This is a genomic window from Nocardia sp. NPDC102475 (genome assembly GCF_055584605.1).
Genome location: NZ_JBVJLS010000008.1, coordinates 338458 through 360365, shown reverse-complemented (window position 1 = coordinate 360365; position 21908 = coordinate 338458). Strand labels below are relative to the sequence as shown.

Below are 21908 nucleotides of genomic sequence, written 5' to 3'. Positions count from 1 at the left end.
ACGCGAGACACCAAGGGGCCGCGAACACGCCGCGCCGCAGGCGCGGCCAAAGATTCAGCCGAAGCTGAGCCCGTGCACCGCCAACCATTGCTGCGGATCGACGTGCTGCCCGTTGATGATGACCTCGAAGTGCAGATGCGGTCCCGTGGAGTCACCGCGGTTTCCCATGCGAGCAATCTGCATACCCGCCGGAACACGCTCGCCGACCGAGACGAAGAAGTCGTACATATGGCCGTAGACGGTGATGCTGCCGTCATCGTGCCGGATCCGGACCCATAGTCCGAACCCCTGCGCGGGTCCCGCATCGATGACGGTGCCGCTGGCGACGGCATAGATCGGGGTGCCGATCGGCCCCGCGATATCGATGCCGTTGTGGAAAGTGCCCCAGCGCGAACCGAATCCGGAGGTGAAGGTGCCGCGCGTCGGCAAAACCATGCCGGTGATGCCGGGCAGCACCGAACCCGTCGTGACCGGCGCGCTGCCCGCCATCCACGGCTGATACTCACCGGACACGGCCGCCGCCGCCTCGGCCTTGGCGCGTTCCAGTGTTGTGCGGGCCGCCGCCGCGACCACTTCCTGCTCACGGATGCGCTCACCGTCGGCGATGGCATTCAGATAGCGCTTCACCGACGGCGGTGTCGACTGCATCTGCTGTGGATAGGCGAAGGCGACGCGTTGCGCTTCGTCCGGGCCGGGCGTGCGATCGGTGACGCCCCAGGTGGATGAGGAATCGGCGGCCGCGAATACGGCCGTGACGCAGACTCCCGCGATCAGGATCCGGTGCTTGCGCAATAGCGCGTGATAGTCGGGTTTGGGTCGGTCCTCCCACAGTGCGTGCAGGTCGGGCAGTGGTTGCCGACGCAGCCAGACCAGGCCGTCCTTGCACTCGCCGAGCACCTCGCGCGCCCGCCCCCGCAACTCGGATTCGTGCCGTTCCCGCAACTTGGCACGCCAATCGGGGGGTATGACACCGATGCCACCCACCCCGTGTACTCGGTCCAGCCGCGCACGGCGAGCCTTGTCAAGCATTAACGCCGACCATAACCCGCGCCGCCTGCCGCGCACATGACGAACCACGGGTCGGTCGGATTTCGGTCTGGCAAAAGCCGAGCATCGGCGCACACCCGACGTGCGGGACCGTCTACCGTACGTCGGGTGTCCAGAGAATCTCGACGGTCGACCATTCCACCTTTCTACGTGATGGATGTCTGGAAAGCTGCCGCGGAACGGGCCAGGACGCACGGCGATGTGCTGGTGCTGGCGGCCGGGCAGCCTTCGACGCCCGCACCCGCCCCGGTGCTGCGTGCGACGAAGACGGCGATCGATTCCGAATTACTCGGTTACACAGAGACATTCGGCATTCTGCCGCTGCGCGAGGCGATCGCCGAACACCACCGCGATACCTACGGATACGCCGTCGAACCCGATGACGTCGTGGTGACGACCGGCTCCTCCGGCGCGTTCACCCTGATCTTCCTGGCCGCATTCGACGCCGGGGACACCGTCGTGGTCGCCAGGCCCGGATATCCGGCCTATCGAAACTCCCTCACCGCGCTGGGCTGTCGCGTCATCGAACTCGATTGCGGTGCGGAGACCCGATTCCAGCCGACGGTCGCGATGCTTGAGGCGCTCCCGGAGCCGCCCGCGGGCCTGATCGTGGCCAGTCCGGCCAACCCGACCGGCACCATGATCGATCCGGATGAGCTCGCCGCACTGGCCCGCTGGTGCGATGCGCACGGCACCCTGCTGATCTCCGACGAGATCTACCACGGCATCACCTACCAGGGCCTCAGCGGCGGCCGGACGTCATCGGCCTGGGAGACTTCGCGCGAATCCGTGGTCATCGGTTCGGTCTCGAAGTACTTCTCGATGACCGGCTGGCGGCTCGGCTGGATGCTCGCGCCGAGCGGATTGCGGCCCGCACTGCAGCGGCTCGCATCCAATATGACCGTGTGTCCACCCGCGGTCTCGCAGTTCGCGGCGCTGCACGCGTTCGGCGCCGAGGCCAAGGAGGAACTCGATGGTCACGTCCGGCGCTACGCGGTGAATCGGCAACTGCTGCTGGAGGGGCTGCCCAAGCTGGGCATCACCGAGCTGGCCCCGGCCGACGGCGCCTTCTACGCTTACGCCGATATCGGCCATCTCACCGACGATTCCAGGAAGTGGTGTGCCGAGGTGCTCGACCACACCGGAGTCGCCTTGGCCCCCGGAATCGACTTCGATACCGCGGCGGGGCACCGGACGGTACGGTTCTCCTTCGCCGGAGCTACCGCGGACATCGAGGCGGCACTCGTTCGGCTGGGTCATTATCTGCGTGGTTGATCATGCTGTCCGACAACAAGTTTGCACAGTTCGGCACCATGAACGAGCAGATGCGGTAAAACAACGATGGCTGGGCTTTCACTCTTTGGGTTTCCTCTGATTTCGCACGGATGAGCTGATGATGACTGGCACGATGGCACGGTGATAACCGCGACGACCCCGAAAGGCGAACGGCGTCGCCAGGCTTTGGTAGCGGCCGCCGCCGAGTTGTTACTCGAAGGCGGATTCGATGCGGTGCGGCATCGCTCGGTCGCAACGCGCGCCGACCTTCCGCTGGCGTCGACGACGTACTACTTCGAGTCGCTCGATGATCTGATCGCGCGAGCGGTCGAATTCAGCGGCAATGTGGAGCTGGACGCGATGCGGCGCCGGGTCGGCGAGGTGAGCCACCGCAGACGCGGCGCGGAGGCGACCGTCGACCTGGTGTTGGACCTGCTGGTGGGGTCGGACGGAAACGACGAGGGCGCACGCGGGCAGCTCATCGCACGCTATGAGCGTTCGGTGGCCTCGGCGCGGCATCCGGAACTGCGGGAAGTGCAGCTCCGACTAAGGGCGCAGCTGGACGAGCTGCTCGCCGATGTGCTGCGCCGCTCCGATCGGGCGGTTCGGGCGGAGCAGTTGCGCAGGATGGTCGCGGTGGTCGACGGGGCTGTGGTGGCGGCGCTGAGCGAAATGGACCCGGAGCCAAGGCGAATGGCGCGCGGTGCGTTGCTCGAGGTCATCGATATCGTCGCGCCCGCGACGCCGCAGCAGGTCGACAGGTTCCGGACACTAGACTGACAAGACGTGAGAGAGCGCAGCGAGCGAACCAAAGGCACAGCGCCCAGGCGTACGACGGAGCCGAGCGCTAGCGAGGCGCAGTCGTGAGCCTCGTCCCGAACGTCCTTGCCACCCGATACGCCAGCCCCGAGTTGGTGCATCTCTGGTCGCCCGAGAACAAGATCGTGCTCGAGCGGCGGCTGTGGCTGGAGGTGTTGCGGGCGCAGTCCGAACTCGGCATCGATCTGCCCGCGGGCGTCATCGACGACTACGAGCGGGTCATCGATCAGGTGGATCTCGCCTCCATCGCCGAGCGTGAGCGGGTCACCCGCCACGACGTAAAGGCGCGCATCGAGGAATTCAATGCACTGGCCGGGCATGAGCATGTGCACAAGGGCATGACCAGCCGCGATCTGACCGAGAATGTGGAGCAGCTGCAGATCCGGCTCTCGCTCGAGCATGTGCATGCGCACGGTGTCGCGGTGGCGGCGCGGTTGGCGGAGCGGGCCGCCGAGTACCACACACGGGTGATGGCGGGCCGTTCGCACAATGTCGCCGCCCAGGCCACTACGCTCGGCAAACGGTTCGCCTCCGCCGCCGACGAGCTGCTGATCGCGCTGACCCGCCTGCGTGAGCTCATCGATCGCTACCCGCTGCGCGGTATCAAGGGCCCGATGGGCACCGCGCAGGACATGCTCGATCTGCTCGGCGGCGATTCGGCCAAGCTCGCGACGTTGGAGCAGCAGGTCGCGCGGCACCTCGGTTTCGCGAATGTGCTGACCAGTGTCGGCCAGGTGTATCCGCGCTCGCTCGATCACGATGTGCTGTCGGCGCTTGTTCAGGTCGGTGCGGGTCCGTCGTCGTTCGCGCACACCATCCGGTTGATGGCGGGCCACGAGTTGGTCACCGAGGGCTTCCAGCCCGGCCAGGTCGGCAGCTCCGCGATGCCGCACAAGATGAACACCCGCTCGTGCGAGCGCGTGAACGGGCTGCAGGTGGTGCTGCGCGGTTATGCCTCGATGGCCGCCGAACTCGCTGGCGCGCAATGGAATGAGGGCGATGTCTTCTGCTCGGTGGTGCGCCGCGTCGCGCTGCCGGACGCGTTCTTCGCCATCGACGGCATGATCGAAACCTTCCTCACCGTACTCACCGAATTCGGTGCCTATCCGGCCGTCATCTCCCGCGAACTAGACCGCTACCTGCCCTTCCTCGCCACCACCCGCATGCTCATCGCGGCCGTGCGCGCCGGTGTGGGCCGCGAAACCGCCCATGAGGTAATCAAGGAACACGCTGTGGCGGTCGCACTCGCCATGCGCGAACAGGGTCGCGAACCCGACCTGCTGGACCGCCTGGCCGCCGACTCCCGCTTCCCCTTGGACCGCGCCGAATTGGATGTCGCCTTGGCCGACAAGTCCGCCTTCATCGGTGCGGCCGAAGCCCAGGTTTCCGATGTGGTCGCCGCCGTCCAAAAGCTGGTGGACCAGTACCCCGACGCCGCTCGCTACACCGCGTCGCCGATCCTCTAGCCGACCGGCCATAGTGATCGGCGTGAATCCGTACACGATTTTTGCCGACATTGTGGCTGGGCGGGCCGAGGCCAGCCGGGTGTATGAGGACGATGATGTGGTGGCGTTCATGGATATTCGGCCCATGACGCCGGGGCATTTACTCGTGGTGCCGAAGGTGGCGGCACGGAGTCTGGCGGAATTGGATCCGGCGGTCGGGGGGAAGTTGTTCCAGGTGGCGCAGAAATTGGCGGGGGCGCTGCGGGACAGCGAGGTGGGGTGTGATGGAGTCAACTTGTTCTTGGCCGACGGGGTGACCGCGGGTCAGGAAGTATTCCATGTGCACCTGCATGTCATTCCGCGGACGCCGGGTGACGGGTTCGGATTACGTGGGCGGCCGACCAGTCCGCACCGCGCTGACCTGGACTATCTGGCGAGTTCGATCCGCGGCGCGCTCGATCGCTGAGCCGGGCTCCGTCTGCCGTGAAAGTTATTACCTACCGGAAAGTTTGCCGCGGAAACGCCGGATAAAGAATCTCTTCTCCAACGTCTCGACGTGAGTTACGTTGAAGGCCATTGTCATGCGGTGACGGAGGTAGGTTCGTGCGGCGAACAAAAATTGCTGTTGCGGTGCTGGCCTTTGCGACCGCGCTGATGGGGCCCATGCTTGTCGAGCCGGCCACGGCATCGGCCGGACAGATCGACCGGATCGATGAACTGAGCACGACGCGCTCGGCTCTGTTCATCGAATCGCCATCGATGGGACGGATCATCCAAGTCGATGTTCTGCACCCGGCGGGCGGCGGCTCGCATCCGTCCTTCTACCTGTTGGACGGCCTCGATCCGGGCATCAACCAGAGCACCTGGACCAATGCCACCGACGCGGAATCCTTCTTCCGGGGCAAGAACGTCAATGTGGTGCTGCCGGTCGGCGGCCAGGCCAGCTACTACACCGACTGGCAGCGCGACGATCCCAAATTCGGCCGCTACCAGTGGGAAACCTTCCTGACCGAGGAGTTGCCGCCGATCATCGACGCCCGATACGGCAATGGCGTCAATGCCATCGGCGGTCTGTCCATGGGCGGCAATGCGGCCTTCATCCTCGCCGCCCGACATCCCGAGTTGTACCGGGCGATCGCGGGCTACAGCGCCTGTCCCGACACAACTCTCGCCATGGGCGCGGTGATGTTCTCCATCGCCAACCGCGGCGGCGACCCGGTGAATATGTGGGGCGGTCCCGGCAGCCCGGCCTGGGCCGAACACGATGCGGCGGCGCTCGCGGATCGCTTGCGCGGCAAGACGATCTACCTCTCCACCGGCACCGGTATACCCGGTCCGCACGAGGCCGAGGTCAAACCCCAACTGGGCGAGAACATCGTCCTCGGTGGCCCGGTCGAGGTCGGTGTGAACACCTGCGTCATCTCGTTCGAACAGCGGCTGCGTTCCCTCGGTATTCCCGCCGAGGTCGATTACAGCCCGACCGGAACCCACTCCTGGTCCTACTGGCAGGACACCCTGCACGCCTCCTGGCCGACCATCGGTCCGGCGATCGGAGCCTGAGGTCAGGCCCGCAGCACGCGGACGATGGCGAATACAACGACGATCGCGGCCAGGAAGACCGTGCCAAGGATGACGATGCCCGCGGGCGCGCCGAATAGTTCGACGTTCTCGGTTCGGTGAATCGTCCGGTAGACCTCCGCGTCGCCGGCATCGGCCTCGAAGGCGAAGTCGGAGCGGATATCCGCGGGCCTATCGATCGAAATCCGCAGTTCGGTCAGGTAGTTGCGGCCGTTCGTCGTCACCGGCGCGAGTTCTGGATCCGATGACGCAACCCGGCCTGCGAAATCGACGTGCACACTCTGGGCGCTGGCATCGGGATCGGAGCGTCGCACGCGATGCTCGCTCAGCGCGTAAAGGTGCACGTACTGGGCCTGTTCGGCGGCACTTGACATGCGCATCGGATACACGAACCGATCCGAATCGAAGGTCAGCCGCACCGGATCTATTGCGCCGTCGAGCGGTTGGGCGCTGGTGAGGCGCATGGCGACGAAGGACCAGCCCTCGCGCAGATACGGTTCGAGGGTACTGACGACCTCGGGGCGCATCTCGTAGCCGTTGTCGCTCAGCCACTTTCGAATGCCATCCAGGTTGCCGCCGGACAGGGTGGTCGCCTCCAGCGGGCCGAGTTGCACGCGGTCGAGGACGGTCGGGCCGCCACCGGCAGCGCTCATGGCGCCATCGCCCGCGGAGTCGCTGGAACCCGAGCCGAACCATCGGCGCTGGGTGACAACCTTGGGTGCGGTCAAGTTCGCCAGTTCGGTAAAGGTCGCGGCGGAACCGCCCGCGACGGTCGCCGGTTTCGGCGTCGGCACGATCAGCGCCGCCCGATCGGTGCCGGATTTCAGCGCGAGCCGCATGAGCACCGTCTCCCGCTGACCGTCCCAGCTGACCAGCGCCGTCTCCTCGCGCACCGACGCCAGGTGACCCGGCGGATTTGCGACCCCGCCGCACGCGCATGCGGAAGCCGGTGCAAGCGCGCCGATTCCAGCTGTGGCGAACAGCATTCCCATGACGGCCAGCAGGTGAACAGCACGCATGGCCGCGAGCCTAATGGGCTGCGCGGCCATGCCGCCGCACCATCAGGCGCACCGCGTTTCGCGCAAATCCCAGCTCGGATAGTCGCTGTACCCCGCCGCATCGCGCCCGTACAGCAGCTCCTCGCGGATCGAAGCCAGCGGCAGATCGTGCGTAATCCGTTCCACCAGATCGGGATTGGAAATGAACGCGCGTCCGAACGACACCAGGTCGGCGAGCCCTTGCCGGAGCACCGCCTCGGCCTCGATCGCGCTGGTCGGCTTGCGGTTCTCACCGATATTCGCGATGAGCGTGCCGTGCCAGCGCGGCCGCAGATCGGCCAGGGCCGGATAGTCGTCATTGTCGGTCAGATGCAGATAGGCCAGGTCGCGGCGATCCAACTCGGCCACCAGCGTGCGGTACAGCGGTGCCGGATCGGCCTCGTACATATTGAACTGCGGGTTGCCCGGTGACAGGCGAATAGCGGTCCGGTGCGATCCGACGGACCCGACTACCGCGTCGACGATGGCCAGCGGTGCGCGCATGCGGTTCTCGATCGAGCCGCCGAATTCATCGGTGCGCAGGTTGGTGTTATCGGCCAGGAACTGGTGCGGCAGATAGCTATTGGCGCCGTGGATCTCGACACCGTCGAAGCCCGCCGCGATCGCATTGGCCGCAGCTGCCGCGAAATGCTCGACTACGGCTGCGATTTCGGCACGGCTGTACGCACCCGGCGTGATCGGATCGCCCTTGGTGCCGTCGAGCAGGTGCGGCTGATCGTCATCCACCACGGACGACGGTCCGGTGGGCCATGAGCCGTCGACTCGCGCCAACGGATGTCCCTTGCGACCGCCGTGCATCAGTTGTGCGACGATCCGCCCGCCCTCCGCGTGCACCGCATCGGTGACCTTCCGCCAGGCATCGACATGGCCACCCGTCTGCAGGCCCGGCACCCAGGCCTCGCTCTGGCCGGTCGAATGCGGCCAGATGCCCTCGGTCACGATCAGTCCGGCCGTGGCCCGCTGCGCGTAGTACTCGACGACATCGGCGGTGGGCGAGCCGTCCGGATGCGAGCGCAACCGGGTCATCGGTGACATGACGATGCGATTGGGCAGGGCCAGACCATGGTTGCGGTATTCGCTCAATAGCTGCATGGCCGTACCATAAAACCTGACATCAATGTCAGGTCAAGGAGCAAATATGCGCATCGGTGAGCTGGCCGAGCGGACCGGGGTGAGTGTCCGGTCGCTGCGGTACTACGAGGCCAAGGGCATGCTCGGATCCGAGCGCACCTCTGGTGGTCAGCGCGAATATCCGGAGTCGGCGGTCGCGCGGGTGCTGCGCATACGCGAAATGTTCGCCGCGGGCATCGGCAGCGACACCGTCAGCCAGCTGCTGCCGTGTATCCACGACGAAGACGGCACACCGAACGAGCTGGCGACACCGTTCCTGGTGGACAAGCTGGCCGAGGAGCGCCGCCGCATCGACCAAGCCGTGACCGATCTGCACCGGGCGGGCGCGGTACTCGACGAGATCCTCCGAGCGGCGGGCGGTGCGCAGCCCGAACAGTAGGGTGGAGCCCATGGCTCTCGACAGTGGAATCGGAACGCTCGCCGGTCCGGGTGATGTGACGGCCCCGGTCGCCAAGACGGTGCGCACCGAGCGGGTGCACCACGGCGACGTCTTCATCGATGAGTACGAATGGCTGCGCGATAAGGAAAACTCCGAGGTCATCGCCTACCTCGAGGCCGAGAACGCCTACACCGAGGCGCAGACCGCCCACCTCGGCGGACTGCGGAACAGGATCTTCGACGAGATCAAATCGCGCACCCAGGAGACCGATCTGTCGGTGCCGACACGGATGGGCGAGTACTGGTACTACTCGCGCAGCTTCGAGGGCAAGCAGTACGGCGTGCACTGCCGCTGTCCCATCGTTGCCCCGGCGGGAGCGACGGGCGCGGAGGAGGCAGCTCGCGTAACCACGGAGCGCCCCGCGACCGCCGCAATAGGTACAGCCGAGGGGATCGATGCCTGGACCCCGCCGCAACTCGAGGTCGATACCGAGATTCCCGGGGAGCAGGTGCTGCTCGACAGCAACCAGGTCGCCGAGGGCCACGACTTCTTCGCGCTCGGCGCGTTCTCGGTCAGCCATGACGGCAACCTGCTCGCGTACTCGGTCGACACCAGCGGTGACGAGCGCTATCTGCTGCGCTTCAAGGATCTGCGCACCGGCGAGGTGCTCGCCGACGAGATCGCGGGCACCGCACCCGGTGCGACCTGGTCGCTGGACGGCACGCACGTCTTCTATCAGACGGTCGACGAATCCTGGCGGCCCGACACCGTGTGGCGGCACCGGCTCGGTACCGGCAAGGACGACGACGTCAAGGTCTTCCACGAGCCCGATGAGCGCTACTGGGTGAGCATCGGCGCGACGCGCTCGGAGAAGTACCTGATGATCTGGGTCGGCTCCAAGATCACCACCGAGGGCTGGGTGCTCGAATCCGATAATCCGGAAGGAGATTTCCGGGTCATCATTCCGCGCCGCGATGGCGTCGAGTACTCCGCGGAGCATGCGGTGGTCGGCGGCGAGGACCGTTTCCTGATCCTGCACAACGATGTAGTGGACGGGGTGAAGGCCGAGAACTTCGTACTCGCCGAGGCGCCGGTATCGGATCCGTCGAATATGACGCTGCTGATCGGCCATCGCGACGATGTGCGGCTCGAGGATGTCGATCCGTTCGCCAACCATCTGGTGCTGAGCTACCGGCGCGAAGCCCTGACCCGCGTCGCCATTTGGCCGCTGACCGAATCCGGCTACGGCGAGCGGCGCGAACTCGAATTCGATCTGGAACTCTTCGCCGTCGGTTCCGGCGCCAATCCCGAGTGGGAGCAGCCGACGCTGCGAATCGGCCTGACCTCGTTCATCACGCCGATGCAGGTCTTCGACTATGTGCCCGCCACCGGCGAGCTGCTGCTGCGCAAGGAGCAGCCGGTACTCGGCGGCTACGACGCGAACGACTATGAGCAGCACCGGGATTGGGCGATCGCCGCGGACGGCACCCGGATTCCGATCTCGCTGGTGCGGAAGAAGGGCCTGCCTGCGGGGCCGAAACCGCTGCTGCTGTACGGATACGGCTCTTACGAGGCCAGTATGGATCCATCCTTCTCGGTATCGCGGCTTTCGCTGCTCGACCGCGGCATGGTGTTCGCGGTGGCGCATGTGCGCGGCGGCGGTGAAATGGGGCGGCTCTGGTACGAGAACGGCAAGACGCTCACCAAGAAGAACACCTTCACCGATTTCGTCTCCTGCGCAAGGCATCTCATCGATACCGGCGTGACTTCCGCGGACCGGGTGATCGCCGACGGCGGCAGTGCGGGCGGCCTGCTGGTGGGTGCGGTAGCGAACCTGGCACCCGAGCTGTTCAAGGGCATCCTGGCCAACGTGCCGTTCGTCGACCCGCTCACCTCGATCCTCGACCCGTCGCTGCCGCTCACCGTCATCGAATGGGACGAGTGGGGAAATCCATTGGCGGACAAGGACGTCTACGACTACATGAAGTCCTACGCGCCCTACGAGAACATCGAAGCCAAGGACTACCCGGCCATTCTGGCCATCACCAGCATCAACGACACCCGCGTGCTCTATGTCGAACCCGCCAAGTGGGTCGCCAAACTGCGCGCCACCAAGACCGGCGACACACCGCTGCTGCTCAAGACCGAAATGAGCGCGGGCCACGGCGGCGTCAGCGGCCGCTACGAGAAGTGGAAGGAAGTCGCCTTCGAATACGCCTGGGTGCTCGACACCCTCGGCCTCGCCGACGCGTAGGCCGGACGAGCGGCCGGTCTACTCCGGCCGCTCACCCAGCCAGTAGTTTGCCGAGCAGCGCCGTGAGCTGACGGCGCTCGGTGGCGGTCAGCGCTGCGAATGTCTCATCGAGATAGGCCGGAATCGCGGCCTCCGCCTCGTGCAACCGTTCGCGGCCCGCATCGGTGATGGTCACGGCGTAGGAGCGCCGGTCGCGCGGATTGCGTTCGCGCCGTATGTAATCCGACGTCTCCAGGTCATCGCAGACGCTGACCATGACGCTGCGGTCGATCCGCAGTTCCTCGCTCAGCGTCTGCTGCGAGCACGCGCCGATGGCATCGAGCATCTTCAATACCAATTGCTGGCCAACACCCAAACCCTGTGTCGTGGCGTGGATTTCGCCTGCTCTGGCCACTGCGGTCGATGCGCGGCAGAGCGCGATATCCGGCCGCTCGGCGGCAAGCTGTGGAAAGTAAGTCGGTTTGGTCATGGTGCCTCACTGTCGGTGGCGTCAGCCTACCATTAATCGTCTGCTGTCCAATTGTTTGACAGCAGATGATTTGTGGTCGTACGGTCTGATCGTCTGCACGAATCGGCCCGAGGAGTACCCGATGACAACGCTGGATCTGACCCCGGACGAGTTGCTGTCCACGACCCGTGCCGTGCGTAAACGCCTGGATTTCGACCGTCCGGTGCCGCGTGAGCTGATCGAGGAGTGCATCGATCTCGCAACCCAGGCGCCGACCGGACGCAATCGGCAGCGCTGGCATTTCATCGTCGTCACCGATCGGGCCAAGCGTCGAGTGGTCGGCGATATCTTCCGTCGCGCGCTCACCGTCGGGACCGGACAGCCGCTGACCGCCGATGACGTGTGGCGCATGAACTATTCACCGCGTTCGACCGAGCGGGTCTTCGACGGGCTGCGCTATCTCGCCGAGAACATCCATCGTGTTCCGGCGATGGTGATCCCGGCCATCGAGGGCCGAACCGATCGCGCCTCGGTCGAGATCCAGTCGGGCGCTTGGGGTTCCATTCTGCCCGCGGTGTGGAGCTTCATGCTCGCCGCTCGCGCCCGCGGCCTGGGCACCACCTGGACCAGTGCGCAGGGTCCGCTGGAGCGCGAACTCGCTGCGGCACTCGGGATTCCGTACGACAAGGTGATGCTGGCGGCATTCATTCCGCTGGCCTACACCCTCGGCACCGACTTCAAACCCGCCGTCCGGGTGCCGAGGGCGCAGGTACTGCACTGGGAGCGGTGGTAAATCAGAGGCCGCAGGTGCGCATGTTGTCCAGGAACGTCGCACGATCGCTGTCGCGGAATTGCTCGATCCCCTGGTATGCGCCGTTCGCATCCATGATCGCGATGTAGGCGTCGGCAATCTGATCCGGCGTTGCGTCCGGGGTCTTGTTGCGCACCTGGTTGACGAATCCTTGTGTGGCGGTGCATGTTTCGTCTTGACTGAAGATCTGGGGGTCGCCCGGATCGGCTAGGGCCGTAGCCGGTGCGATGAGAAGGAGTGGAACTGACAGAGCGCTGAGCAGGGCTGTCTTCACAGCCGGAGATCCTAGGGGAGATGCGCCGCGGGTGGAACACAGTGTTCGTCGGCGGGTCATCCGCCCTGCACGCCGAGTACATCTGCGGCTGGGACCGTAAGGTCATGAACGCTGAGCTGATCGTGTCGATTTCCGGGATCCGGGACACTACGCGGGATGCGGCTATCGAATTCGCGGCCGAAATGGATCGCCGCGATGTGCGGCTTTCGCTGCTGGTCGCGCCCCGGTTGAAGGGTGGCTACCGGCTGGTGGAAGATCCGGCGACGCAGTCGTGGTTGCGCGGTCGGCGGGCCCGCGGTGATGCGATCGTGCTGCACGGCTACGACCAGGCGGCGACCAAGCGCCGCCGTGCCGAATTCGCCACGCTGCCCCGGCACGAGGCGCGCCTGCGGCTGACCGCGGCGGATCGGGTGCTCGAGCAGGTGGAACTGCGCACCAGGTTGTTCGCGGCCCCGCGCTGGGATGCCTCGGCGGGCGCCATCGAGGCGCTGCCCGAGGCCGGTTTCCGGCTTGCGCTCGGGCTGACCTCGATTCTCGATCTCGAGCGCAATATCGCCCAGAAGGCGCGGGTTTACGGCATGGGCGAGGGTTTCCGCGCCGAGCCGTGGTGGTGTCGCGCGCTGGTGCTCGGTGCGGCCAGGACCGCGCGTCGCGGCGGTGTGCTGCGGCTGGCCGTTTCCGCCGCGCAGCTCGGCCGTTCCGGACCGCGGCAGGCGATGCTCGACGCGGTCGATCTCGCTTTGTTCCACGGCGCGGCCGGCGACGTGTACCGCTGGGAGCCGTTCGCCGCCGTCAAGGCGGCCTGATCGGGTCCGCCGGAAGCCGTGCAGGGGTGTGGTCGGCACCGCCCGCACGAGGCGCCGCCGCCCGTAATGGCGTGACCGGGCGGCGGCGCGCGGCGTAATCGACACTCCGCCAGCGCTATTCGCGGCTCGGTCGAACAGGTTTGGCCTTCTCGCTCGGGACGGCCGCGGTCGCGTTATGCGTGAATCCGCCCGCTTCCTCTCGGGTGAGCGGTTTGGCTTGTGGATGCTTTTCCAGTTGCGCCATACTGCGCGCGATATCGGCGAGCAGCAGGTCGGCCATATCGATGCTGAACCCGTGCCGGACCAGTGCGCGCATGATCGTCTCGTTCTCGCGGTCGGCGGGCAGCGGATACGCGGCGATCAGCCACCCCCTGGTCCGCAGCCGATCCGACAGTTCGTAGAGATTGAAGCCGACATTCTCGGTCAGCCGCCATGACACCGCCGCGATGCCCCGATGTGGATCGCCGCCGTGGATCATCTCGAACGGCCCGAGTTTCAGCAGGCCATCGGCCAGATGCTGGGCGACGTGGTAGAGCTGGGACTGGAGTCGGGCGTATCCGGTGCGGCCGAGCCGGATGAATTCGTAGTACGAGGTGATCACCTGCCCGCCGGGGCGGGAGAAGTTGAGATTGAAGGTGGCCATGCTGCCGCCGAGGTAATCCACATTGAAGATCAGCTCGTCGGGCAGATCGGCGGCCTCACGCCAGATCGCCCAACCCGAGCCGAGCGGCGCGAGCCCGGTCTTGTGGCCGGAGGCGTTGATCGATTTGACCCGCGGCAGCCGGAAATCCCAGATCAGATCCGGTGCGGTGAACGGCGCGAGGAAGCCGCCGCTGGCGGCGTCGACATGGATGGGAATATCCAGGCCGCTGACCTCCTGCAGCCGGTCCAGCGCCTTGCTTATCTCGGCGACATCCTCGAACAGGCCGGTGTAGGTCTGCCCGAAGGTCGGCACCACCATGATGGTGCGCGCATCGCAGTAGGCGGCTACGTCGTCGGGATGCATGGTCAGCCGGTCCCCGCGCAGCGGAATCTGCCGTATCTCCACATCGAAATAGCGCGCGAACTTTTCCCAGCACACCTGCACCGGGCCGCAGACGAAATTCGGGGTACCGGTGCCGCCACGCTTGCGCCAGCGGAATTTGGCGGCCAGACCGCCGAGCATCGCGGCCTCACTCGAGCCGGTGGTGGAGGTGCCGTGCGTGCCTGCCGGATCCGGCGCATGCCACAGATCGGCGACCATCCGCACGCACCGGCGCTCCAATTCGGCGGTCTGCGGGTATTCGTCCTTGTCGACGATGTTCTTGTCCAGAGATTCGTTCATCAGCCTGCGCGACTGATCGTCCACCCAGGTGGTGCAGAACGTCGCCAGATTCATCCGGGAGACGCCGTCGAGCATCAGCTCGTCGTGCACGATCTCGTAGGCCACCTGCGGGAACAACTCGTTGATCGGAAATCCGGCCTTCGGCGCCGACCGGCGCAGGCCCGGCAGGGCGAATAGGTCGTCGGGCTCCAGTCCTTCTGTCATCGAACCGCCTCCGAATATGGATCGCGTGATGTTTGCGAAAACAGTGGCAACCAGCGTCGACGTTTCAGCATGTCACAGCGGCGACCGGATTTTCGATGTTCCGAACCGGACGACACAGACCGATCGGTCGGCTGAGTTCTCCGTATGCACCGAGCGGTTCATGCCAGAGTGGGCGGGCGGCGCGCGGTCGGCCGCTTCTGTGCCGGATCGGATCTGAAATGAGGTTTCGCAGATGATCGACGACTCCCGCACCGCGGCGCTGCGCCAGCGGGTGGCCGCGCTGATGCCGCAGGCGAAAACCGATCTCACCCAACTGGTTTCGTTCAAGTCGGTCGCCGATCCCCGACAGTTCCCGCTGGAGGAATGCGACCGGACCGCGCAGTGGGTGGCCGACGCATTCGCCGGGGCGGGTCTGACGAAGGTGGGTCTGCACGAAACTCCCGATGGCAGTAAGGCCGTCATCGCCTCGCGTCCCGCGCCGAACGGTGCGCCGACGGTATTGCTCTACTGCCACTACGACGTGCAGCCGCCGCTCGATGACGATGCCTGGCGCACCCCGGTCTGGGAGCTGACCGAGAAGGACGGCCGCTGGTACGGGCGCGGCAGTGCGGACTGCAAGGGCAATATCGTGATGCACCTGACCGCGCTGCGGGCCCTCGGCGCGGAACTGCCGCTCGGGGTGACGCTGGTCGCGGAGGGTTCCGAGGAGCAGGGCACCGGCGGACTCGAACAATTCGTCGAGGCCAATCCGGATTTTCTGCGCGCGGATGCGATTCTGATCGGTGACTGCGGCAATTTCGCAATCGGGGTGCCGACCTTGACCGAGACCCTGCGCGGCAGTGTGAACGTTGTCGTCACCATCGAGACCCTCGCCGGGCCAATGCATTCCGGCATGTTCGGCGGTCCCGCACCCGATGCGCTCGCAGCGCTCATCCACCTGCTCGCCGCCTTACGCGACGAACACGGCAACACCACGGTGGCCGGACTGCCCAATTATCAGCGCTGGACCGGTGTGCAGTACTCGGAGGACCAATTCCGTGCGGACGCAGGCGTACTCGGCGGCGTCGAACTCATCGGCGACGGCACCGTCGCCGATATGCTCTGGGCGCGACCGGCTTTGACGGTGCTCGGCATCGACGCGCCGAAGGTGGTCGGCTCAGCGGCGGCCATCCAGCCCGCCGCGCGAGCCCGGCTCAATCTGCGCATTCCACCGGGGACCGATCCCGACCAGGCGTTGGAACTGCTGACCGCCCACCTGCGTGCGCATACGCCGTGGCGCGCCAAGCTCACGGTGGAAACCGAGTCGACCGGCGCACCGTTCCGCTCGGCCAGCGGCGGACCCGCGCGCACCGCCATGGAAGCCGCACTCACGGCCTCATACGGCCGCACGACCACCACGCAGGGCCAGGGCGGCTCGATCCCGCTGTGCAACGTCTTCGCCGACACCTACCCGCACGCCGAGATCATGCTGCTGGGCGTCGAAGAGCCCAAATGCCTCATCCACGCCCCCAACGAAAGCGTCGACCCCTCCGAAATCGAACACATGGCCCTCGCCGAGGCCCTCTTCCTCCTCACCTACGCCGAACAGGGCCGCTGAGAGGCGTTGGACACCTGATCACCATGCATCCTTGGCGGACCCTCTCGACATTTGCCGCCAGGGATACATGGTGATCAACAGTTCAGGAGTTAGAGGTCGCGCTGGGTCTCGGGGGAGATGACGGTGAATTCTGTGGCGGTGGGGCCCATTTCGGCCAGGCGGCCGAAGTAGATGCCCTGGGCTTCGGGTTGGATGATGCCGAAGTGGATGGGGAAGGCAGTGCGGGGGGCGACTGCGCGCAGGTAGTCGACGGCCTCGCTGATTCGCATCCACGGTGCGGATGCTGGAATCGCGAGGACGCCGACCGGCACCGGTGGCACCCAGAGTGAGTCGCCGGGGTGCACGAGTTGGGCCGGATCGTCCGGGGTGCCGAGTTGGAAGACGGTGTTGTCGATCACCGGGATCTCGGGGTGGATCACGGCGTGCCTGCCGCCGCCTCCGGTGATCTGGAGATCGCCGAGGGTGATCACATTGCCCGCGTGCACCGGCTCCCACGGTTCGCCGCGCTGCTGTGCGGTCTGTGGATCACTGAACAGGCGCGCGTCCGGGTTGTTGTCGAGCAGCGCCTCGATCCGGCTCGGATCGATATGGTCGGGATGCTGGTGGGTGACGGCGATGGCGTCCAGGCCGGTAATGCCCTCGAAGCCGTGCGAGAAGGTGCCCGGATCGAACAGCACCTTCTTGCCGTGCAATTCGACGAGGATGCAGGAGTGGCCGAAGTGGGCTATGCGCATGGGGCCATGCTATTTGACTCGACCCCGACCGTAGCTCGGACAAGCTGGACAACTACGCTGCTCAGGTAACCCCAACACCACCTGAGGAGCAACGCGTGGCACGAGTCGTGGTCGAGGTGATGCCGAAGGCCGAGATCCTGGATCCGCAGGGTCAGGCCATCGCCGGCGCGCTCCCGCGCCTGGGATTCGCCGGAGTGTCGGATGTGCGGCAGGGCAAGCGATTCGAACTCGATGTCGACGACAGTGTCAGCGACGCTGAGCTCGAACAGATCGCCGAGGCGCTGCTCGCCAACACCGTTATCGAGGACTGGAAGGTCGTGCGGGTTTCGGCATGAGCGAGCGCAGCGAGCGAATCGAAAACACAGCCGCCGTTGCGGGCATGACGGAGCCGAGCGCTAGCGAGGCGCAGTCATGACCGCACGGATCGGGGTCATTACTTTTCCCGGCACGCTCGATGATGTCGACGCCGCTCGGGCGGTGAAACTGGCGGGCGCCGAGGCGGTCAGCCTGTGGCATGCCGATGCCGATCTCAAGCAGGTCGACGCGGTGGTCGTGCCGGGTGGCTTCTCCTACGGTGACTATCTGCGTGCAGGTGCCATCGCCCGGTTCGCCCCGGTGATGGGTGAGGTCGTCAAGGCCGCGGGTAAGGGTTTGCCGATCCTGGGCATCTGCAACGGTTTCCAGGTGCTGTGCGAGGCGGGTCTGCTGCCCGGTGCGCTGACCCGCAACGAAGGTCTGCACTTCGTCTGCCGTGACGAATGGCTGCGCGTCGAAACCGCGAATACCGCATGGACCTCGCGCTTCGAGCCCGGCGCCCAGATCCTCATCCCGGTCAAGAACGCCGAGGGTCGCTACCAGGCGTCGGAGAGCGTGCTCGATGAACTCGAGGGCGAGGGCCGGGTGGTCTTCCGTTACGCGGGCGACAATCCGAACGGCTCCCAGCGCGATATCGCGGGCATTTCCTCGGCCGATGGCCGGATCGTCGGCCTGATGCCGCATCCCGAACACGCCACCGAGCCGCTGACCGGCCCGAGTGACGACGGCCTCGGCCTGTTCCTCTCGGTACTGGACTCTCTGGTCGCTGCCTCGTAAACAGCGTCAAGTGATCCGGGCGATGATGTCGAAATCGACGCCGTCGGCCAGGGCGATATAGCCGTGCTGTTGGGCCTGGTTTCCGATGAATCTTCGGGAACCGCCGGGTGTTTCGAGTTGCACGCCCTGATCGAGGGCCGCGTGCACGTCGGGTACGGTCAGTGATCCGACCGTCTCGCCGATCGCGCGCAGGGTGTGGATCGCCTCGTAGCTCATATTGCTGAAGCTGGTCAGTGCGGGTGCGAAGGTGCCGTGTAGCCGGCGGTAGCGAGCCAATCGGTCGCGGCCGTCGTCGGTGTGCGGGTCCACGAAGAAGCTCGATGCCACATAGAAGTTGTGGTTGGCGTCGGGACCACCGGTCAGCAGGACGTTCTCGTCGGCGGCCGGGCTGATGCGCAGCAGGGTGTCGGTGCGTCCGGTGGCGGCGAACTGCTGGTTGAAGTGAGAGACATCCGCCCCGACCATCAGAATGATGACGGCATCGGCCTGGTCCAATGCGGGATCGCTGAGGAATTCGCCGAAGTCCGGTGCGCCGAGCGGTACGAATCGCTCCAGCACGATGGCGCTCGGATCGGCCAGACTGCGGCGCACCGCCTTGGCCGATTCGCGCGGCCAGATGTAGTCGTTGCCGATGATCGCCCAGCGGCGCACACCGTGTTCGCGCTCCAGCCAGTGCACGGCGGGCAGGGTCTGACCCGCCGGATGTTCCCCGAGCATCAGCACCCCGGGTAGCTCATTGGTGAGGCCCTCGTGTCCGGTGGCGAAAAGATAGGGCACCCGACTGGCATTGGCCCGCGCGACGGCCAATCGCACCGCCGAGGTGTGCCAGCCGGTGATCGCGTGCACCATTCCGGTGGCGAGCAGCGCGGAAACCTCATCGGCGACCTCACGCGGATTCCGGCCGCCATCGATATTCGTAGTACGAATTTCGCGGCCGAGAAAACCGGCCCCAGCATTGATTTCGTCGACCGCGAGGGAAATCGCCGCATCGCACGACGCCGCGACGATACCGCCCGGTCCCTGCATCGGGACTATGTTCAGGATCTCGATCGTGCCGTCTGGGCTCTCGCCGAACGCTGACATTCGGTACTCTTCTTCTCGTTCGAGCGAAATTCATGGCAGGCAGGAAATAATGACGACCATTGTAAGCGGATATTCCACGCTGCATGGTGCGCTGCGTGCCGCGGAACGGCGTTGGCTGGATCACCTCGACGCCGCCCTGTGCGCCAGGCAACTGACAGCCGATCAATGGTCGATGCTGTCGAATCTGTCCACCGAGTTCGGGGTCACCATGAGTGAGCTCGCGGCCAGGTCGCAGCTACCGCCGTCCTCGGCGACCAGGCACGCCGACGCACTCGCCGAACGCGGCCTGATCTTCCGGTTGGCCGCCGAGGACGACCGCCGCCGCATCCTGATCGGGCTGAGCAGGCTCGGTTCGGATCTGGTCGACGCGGTGCGCGTCGAGGAGGAGCGTGCGGAGCAGGAGTTGCGTTCGCGTATCGGTGTGCGGCGTTATGCCGAGCTGATGCGTTTGCTCGAACTCGTTTCCGCGGAGTAGTTCAAATCGGTACAGCCTCAGTCGTCGGATGAATTAATCCTATGAATGTCCGGTTGTGCCGGTGCGGGCCAGTAATTTCCATTCCTTCGGTTATGTTCCGAATAGACCGCGTTATGGTGCCCCCGGTATTCGAGGTAGTACGACTGGACCGAGTTGTACTCCGCCGCCGCGGCGGTGATTCCCGGCGACGTAACCGTTCGCCGAGGCGTGCCACCGCAACGACGGCGGGTTGTCGGTGAGGGCACTTCGACCGCGATCAGTTCAATCCGTACGGATTGTTGAACCGGGCTGTCGACCATCTGCCCGGGGGCTAACGGACTGCCTGCTCGATCTCTATCGAGCCCGGACAAACCACCGCTCGAAGCGCAGGTGCACGTGCGGGGTCTGATCGAGACGGATCTCGAGGTCTGCGCGACGTTCTGCATAGGATCGCAGGCATGCCCGTTTCCACTACCGCTGCCACGGCCGCCGGATTGTGCGCCTTCATCGACGATTCACCGTCGCCGTTCCACGTGTGCCGGACGGTCGCGCGGGAACTGGACGCCCACGGCTTCACCCCGCTCGCGGAGTCGGCGCCGTGGCCATCGGATGGTCCGAGCCGCCATTACGTCGTGCGCGGCGGTTCGCTGGTCGCGTGGGCGACAGCCGATTCCGCCGGTGTGACGCCGTTCCGGGTGGTCGGTGCGCATACCGACAGTCCGAATCTGCGGGTGAAGCAGTATCCGGATCTGGCCGCGGTGGGCTGGCAGCTGGTCGGGTTGGAGCCCTACGGCGGCGCCTGGCTGAATTCATGGCTGGACCGGGAACTCGGCATCTCCGGACGGCTCAGCTTGCGCGACGGAACTGCGGTGCGCGACAAGCTGGTTCGCATCGATGAACCGATTCTGCGGGTGCCGCAGTTGGCCATCCACCTTTCGGAGGACCGCCGGGGTGTCACGCTCGATCCGCAGCGACACGTCAATGCGATCTGGGGTCTGGGTGCGCAGCCGCGCTCGTTCCTCGATTTCGTCGCCGAATATGCCGAGGTCGATCCGCAGGCGGTGCTCGGCTGGGAGCTGATGACCCACGATCTGGCACCGAGCCGCTTGGTGGGCCGCGATCGCGATCTGGTGAGCGCGCCGCGCCTGGACAACCAGGGCACCTGCTATGCCGGATTGAACGCCTTCCTCGCGGCGGTCGCGGAACCCGGTGCGGCCATTCCGGTTTTGGCGATGTTCGATCACGAGGAGGTCGGCAGTCAGTCCGATCGCGGCGCACAGTCCGATCTGCTGCCGACGGTGCTGGAGCGCATCGTGCTCGCACGCGGCGGTGGCCGCGCCGAGTATTTGGCCGCCCTGGCCGGATCCGTCTGCGCCTCCGGCGATATGGCGCACGCGACCCATCCCAATTACCCGGACCGGCACGAGCCCGCCCACCGCATCGAGGTCAATGGCGGCCCGGTGCTCAAGGTCAACCAAAATCTCCGCTACGCAACCGACGCCGCAGGTGCGGGTGCCTTCGCCCTGGCCTGCGCCCAAGCCGAGGTCCCGCTGCAGCGTTACGTGCACCGCGCCGATCTCCCCTGCGGCTCCACCATCGGCCCGATGACCGCCGCCCGCACCGGCATGCCCACCGTCGACGTCGGCGCACCCCAGCTGGCAATGCACTCCGCCCGCGAAATGATGGGCGCCGAAGACGTTTCGGCCTACGCCGCGGCCCTGGCCGCCTTCCTGACCCCCGCCCCGTCGGATTACCGTCGACGGTAGTCATATGGTGGTCGGGGTCGAGGGGCGAGCCGCCATTTGACTACGGTCGATTGCTGGGTGGGCTGCGGTGGGTTCTGTTGTCCTGCAACGACAACTCGGAGTTTGAGCCGTCCTGGATGATGTGCCGTTCCGCGACTTTTCCGGGCCGCGCTGGGCGCGTCGCGTGCCGTACCCGGCTTACCTCCCGCAGTCAGGTGGCTTCCGGCCCGGTCCACCGGCTGTGGTTGCGTGCTTTGTCGAGGGTAGTCAAATGGTGGTTGGGTTCGGGGTGTTGAGCGACCATTCGACTGCCCTCGACGAGGCTCGCGACCATTTGACTGCGCTCGATG

Annotated in this window: 22 protein-coding genes; 14 read left to right on the top strand and 8 right to left on the bottom strand. The window is 65.8% G+C overall.

What is annotated here, in order from left to right:
• Nucleotides 1-54: 54 nt before the first annotated feature.
• On the bottom strand, nt 55-1029 hold the full coding sequence (locus ACZ60G_RS17665; protein WP_465811143.1) for a M23 family metallopeptidase: 975 nt from the start codon (nt 1027-1029) through the stop codon (nt 55-57).
• Between the two features lie 126 nt (nt 1030-1155).
• Here ACZ60G_RS17665 and ACZ60G_RS17660 point away from each other — a divergent pair, with 126 nt between their 5' ends.
• The 5 genes from ACZ60G_RS17660 to ACZ60G_RS17640 all read left to right on the top strand — a co-directional run bounded on the left by ACZ60G_RS17660 (nt 1156) and on the right by ACZ60G_RS17640 (nt 6146).
• Complete coding sequence (locus ACZ60G_RS17660) at nt 1156-2322, top strand: pyridoxal phosphate-dependent aminotransferase (RefSeq protein ID WP_465811142.1); 1167 nt, start codon at nt 1156-1158, stop codon at nt 2320-2322.
• A 141-nt stretch (nt 2323-2463) separates the two neighbouring features.
• Nucleotides 2464-3102 carry a TetR/AcrR family transcriptional regulator gene (locus ACZ60G_RS17655; RefSeq protein ID WP_465811141.1) on the top strand — a complete coding sequence of 213 codons (639 nt, stop codon included), beginning with the start codon at nt 2464-2466 and terminating at the stop codon, nt 3100-3102.
• 83 nt (nt 3103-3185) lie between these two features.
• Nucleotides 3186-4607 (top strand): adenylosuccinate lyase, encoded by a 1422-nt coding sequence (gene purB, locus ACZ60G_RS17650; RefSeq protein WP_465811140.1) that lies wholly within the window; start codon nt 3186-3188, stop codon nt 4605-4607.
• A gap of 22 nt (nt 4608-4629) precedes the next feature.
• Nucleotides 4630-5052, top strand: coding sequence for an HIT family protein (locus ACZ60G_RS17645; RefSeq protein WP_465811139.1), 423 nt, complete (start codon nt 4630-4632; stop codon nt 5050-5052).
• A gap of 137 nt (nt 5053-5189) precedes the next feature.
• Nucleotides 5190-6146, top strand: coding sequence for an alpha/beta hydrolase (locus ACZ60G_RS17640; protein ID WP_465811138.1), 957 nt, complete (start codon nt 5190-5192; stop codon nt 6144-6146).
• Nucleotides 6147-6148: 2 nt separating this feature from the next.
• Here ACZ60G_RS17640 and ACZ60G_RS17635 read toward each other — a convergent pair whose 3' ends face one another.
• Both ACZ60G_RS17635 and ACZ60G_RS17630 read right to left on the bottom strand, forming a co-directional pair.
• Nucleotides 6149-7183 carry a DUF2330 domain-containing protein gene (locus tag ACZ60G_RS17635; RefSeq protein ID WP_465811137.1) on the bottom strand — a complete coding sequence of 345 codons (1035 nt, stop codon included), beginning with the start codon at nt 7181-7183 and terminating at the stop codon, nt 6149-6151.
• 42 nt (nt 7184-7225) lie between these two features.
• Nucleotides 7226-8314, bottom strand: a complete 1089-nt coding sequence (locus tag ACZ60G_RS17630; protein ID WP_465811136.1) for an alkene reductase — start codon at nt 8312-8314, stop codon at nt 7226-7228.
• Between the two features lie 46 nt (nt 8315-8360).
• On the opposite strand from ACZ60G_RS17630, the gene ACZ60G_RS17625 reads away from it, so the two are divergent.
• Together ACZ60G_RS17625 and ACZ60G_RS17620 are read left to right on the top strand one after the other, a co-directional pair.
• Nucleotides 8361-8732, top strand: a complete 372-nt coding sequence (locus ACZ60G_RS17625) for a MerR family transcriptional regulator (RefSeq protein ID WP_465811135.1) — start codon at nt 8361-8363, stop codon at nt 8730-8732.
• Nucleotides 8733-8742: 10 nt separating this feature from the next.
• Nucleotides 8743-10986, top strand: a complete 2244-nt coding sequence (locus tag ACZ60G_RS17620; RefSeq protein WP_465811134.1) for a S9 family peptidase — start codon at nt 8743-8745, stop codon at nt 10984-10986.
• A gap of 31 nt (nt 10987-11017) precedes the next feature.
• Here ACZ60G_RS17620 and ACZ60G_RS17615 read toward each other — a convergent pair whose 3' ends face one another.
• Nucleotides 11018-11455 carry a MarR family winged helix-turn-helix transcriptional regulator gene (locus ACZ60G_RS17615; RefSeq protein WP_465811133.1) on the bottom strand — a complete coding sequence of 146 codons (438 nt, stop codon included), beginning with the start codon at nt 11453-11455 and terminating at the stop codon, nt 11018-11020.
• Between the two features lie 121 nt (nt 11456-11576).
• On the opposite strand from ACZ60G_RS17615, the gene ACZ60G_RS17610 reads away from it, so the two are divergent.
• Nucleotides 11577-12227: a nitroreductase family protein gene (locus ACZ60G_RS17610; RefSeq protein ID WP_465811132.1), complete on the top strand. Its 651-nt coding sequence runs from the start codon at nt 11577-11579 to the stop codon at nt 12225-12227.
• A 1-nt stretch (nt 12228) separates the two neighbouring features.
• Here the strand turns inward: ACZ60G_RS17610 and ACZ60G_RS17605 are convergent, their stop codons facing one another.
• Nucleotides 12229-12519 (bottom strand): hypothetical protein, encoded by a 291-nt coding sequence (locus ACZ60G_RS17605; RefSeq protein WP_465811131.1) that lies wholly within the window; start codon nt 12517-12519, stop codon nt 12229-12231.
• A 104-nt stretch (nt 12520-12623) separates the two neighbouring features.
• On the opposite strand from ACZ60G_RS17605, the gene ACZ60G_RS17600 reads away from it, so the two are divergent.
• A complete protein-coding gene (locus ACZ60G_RS17600) occupies nt 12624-13325 on the top strand; it encodes a DUF2334 domain-containing protein (protein WP_465811130.1) in 702 nt (233 codons plus the stop codon).
• 115 nt (nt 13326-13440) lie between these two features.
• Here ACZ60G_RS17600 and ACZ60G_RS17595 read toward each other — a convergent pair whose 3' ends face one another.
• The gene (locus tag ACZ60G_RS17595; protein WP_465811129.1) at nt 13441-14853 is read right to left on the bottom strand and encodes a glutamate decarboxylase; all 1413 of its coding nucleotides are present in this window, start codon (nt 14851-14853) and stop codon (nt 13441-13443) included.
• 232 nt (nt 14854-15085) lie between these two features.
• Here ACZ60G_RS17595 and ACZ60G_RS17590 point away from each other — a divergent pair, with 232 nt between their 5' ends.
• The gene (locus ACZ60G_RS17590) at nt 15086-16450 is read left to right on the top strand and encodes a M20/M25/M40 family metallo-hydrolase (protein ID WP_465811128.1); all 1365 of its coding nucleotides are present in this window, start codon (nt 15086-15088) and stop codon (nt 16448-16450) included.
• A gap of 89 nt (nt 16451-16539) precedes the next feature.
• On the opposite strand, the gene ACZ60G_RS17585 is transcribed toward ACZ60G_RS17590, so the two are convergent.
• The gene (locus tag ACZ60G_RS17585) at nt 16540-17184 is read right to left on the bottom strand and encodes an MBL fold metallo-hydrolase (protein ID WP_465811127.1); all 645 of its coding nucleotides are present in this window, start codon (nt 17182-17184) and stop codon (nt 16540-16542) included.
• Between the two features lie 95 nt (nt 17185-17279).
• On the opposite strand from ACZ60G_RS17585, the gene purS reads away from it, so the two are divergent.
• Nucleotides 17280-17519, top strand: coding sequence for a phosphoribosylformylglycinamidine synthase subunit PurS (gene purS, locus ACZ60G_RS17580; protein ID WP_040686358.1), 240 nt, complete (start codon nt 17280-17282; stop codon nt 17517-17519).
• Between the two features lie 76 nt (nt 17520-17595).
• On the top strand, nt 17596-18276 hold the full coding sequence (gene purQ, locus ACZ60G_RS17575) for a phosphoribosylformylglycinamidine synthase subunit PurQ (RefSeq protein ID WP_465811126.1): 681 nt from the start codon (nt 17596-17598) through the stop codon (nt 18274-18276).
• A 6-nt stretch (nt 18277-18282) separates the two neighbouring features.
• Here purQ and ACZ60G_RS17570 read toward each other — a convergent pair whose 3' ends face one another.
• On the bottom strand, nt 18283-19359 hold the full coding sequence (locus tag ACZ60G_RS17570; RefSeq protein WP_465811125.1) for a substrate-binding domain-containing protein: 1077 nt from the start codon (nt 19357-19359) through the stop codon (nt 18283-18285).
• Nucleotides 19360-19408: 49 nt separating this feature from the next.
• Here ACZ60G_RS17570 and ACZ60G_RS17565 point away from each other — a divergent pair, with 49 nt between their 5' ends.
• Together ACZ60G_RS17565 and ACZ60G_RS17560 are read left to right on the top strand one after the other, a co-directional pair.
• Nucleotides 19409-19834, top strand: a complete 426-nt coding sequence (locus tag ACZ60G_RS17565) for a MarR family winged helix-turn-helix transcriptional regulator (protein ID WP_465811124.1) — start codon at nt 19409-19411, stop codon at nt 19832-19834.
• Nucleotides 19835-20271: 437 nt separating this feature from the next.
• On the top strand, nt 20272-21579 hold the full coding sequence (locus ACZ60G_RS17560; protein ID WP_465811123.1) for a M18 family aminopeptidase: 1308 nt from the start codon (nt 20272-20274) through the stop codon (nt 21577-21579).
• Nucleotides 21580-21908: the final 329 nt, after the last annotated feature.

Coding starts and splice junctions, on each gene's coding strand:
- ACZ60G_RS17665 (WP_465811143.1), bottom strand. CDS start 1,029: ATGCTTGACAAGGCTCGCCGTGCGCGGCTGGACCGAGTACACGGGGTG.
- ACZ60G_RS17635 (WP_465811137.1), bottom strand. CDS start 7,183: ATGCGTGCTGTTCACCTGCTGGCCGTCATGGGAATGCTGTTCGCCACA.
- ACZ60G_RS17630 (WP_465811136.1), bottom strand. CDS start 8,314: ATGCAGCTATTGAGCGAATACCGCAACCATGGTCTGGCCCTGCCCAAT.
- ACZ60G_RS17625 (WP_465811135.1), top strand. CDS start 8,361: ATGCGCATCGGTGAGCTGGCCGAGCGGACCGGGGTGAGTGTCCGGTCG.
- ACZ60G_RS17620 (WP_465811134.1), top strand. CDS start 8,743: ATGGCTCTCGACAGTGGAATCGGAACGCTCGCCGGTCCGGGTGATGTG.
- ACZ60G_RS17615 (WP_465811133.1), bottom strand. CDS start 11,455: ATGACCAAACCGACTTACTTTCCACAGCTTGCCGCCGAGCGGCCGGAT.
- ACZ60G_RS17610 (WP_465811132.1), top strand. CDS start 11,577: ATGACAACGCTGGATCTGACCCCGGACGAGTTGCTGTCCACGACCCGT.
- ACZ60G_RS17600 (WP_465811130.1), top strand. CDS start 12,624: ATGAACGCTGAGCTGATCGTGTCGATTTCCGGGATCCGGGACACTACG.
- ACZ60G_RS17595 (WP_465811129.1), bottom strand. CDS start 14,853: ATGACAGAAGGACTGGAGCCCGACGACCTATTCGCCCTGCCGGGCCTG.
- ACZ60G_RS17590 (WP_465811128.1), top strand. CDS start 15,086: ATGATCGACGACTCCCGCACCGCGGCGCTGCGCCAGCGGGTGGCCGCG.
- ACZ60G_RS17585 (WP_465811127.1), bottom strand. CDS start 17,184: ATGCGCATAGCCCACTTCGGCCACTCCTGCATCCTCGTCGAATTGCAC.
- purQ (WP_465811126.1), top strand. CDS start 17,596: ATGACCGCACGGATCGGGGTCATTACTTTTCCCGGCACGCTCGATGAT.
- ACZ60G_RS17570 (WP_465811125.1), bottom strand. CDS start 19,359: ATGTCAGCGTTCGGCGAGAGCCCAGACGGCACGATCGAGATCCTGAAC.
- ACZ60G_RS17565 (WP_465811124.1), top strand. CDS start 19,409: ATGACGACCATTGTAAGCGGATATTCCACGCTGCATGGTGCGCTGCGT.
- ACZ60G_RS17560 (WP_465811123.1), top strand. CDS start 20,272: ATGCCCGTTTCCACTACCGCTGCCACGGCCGCCGGATTGTGCGCCTTC.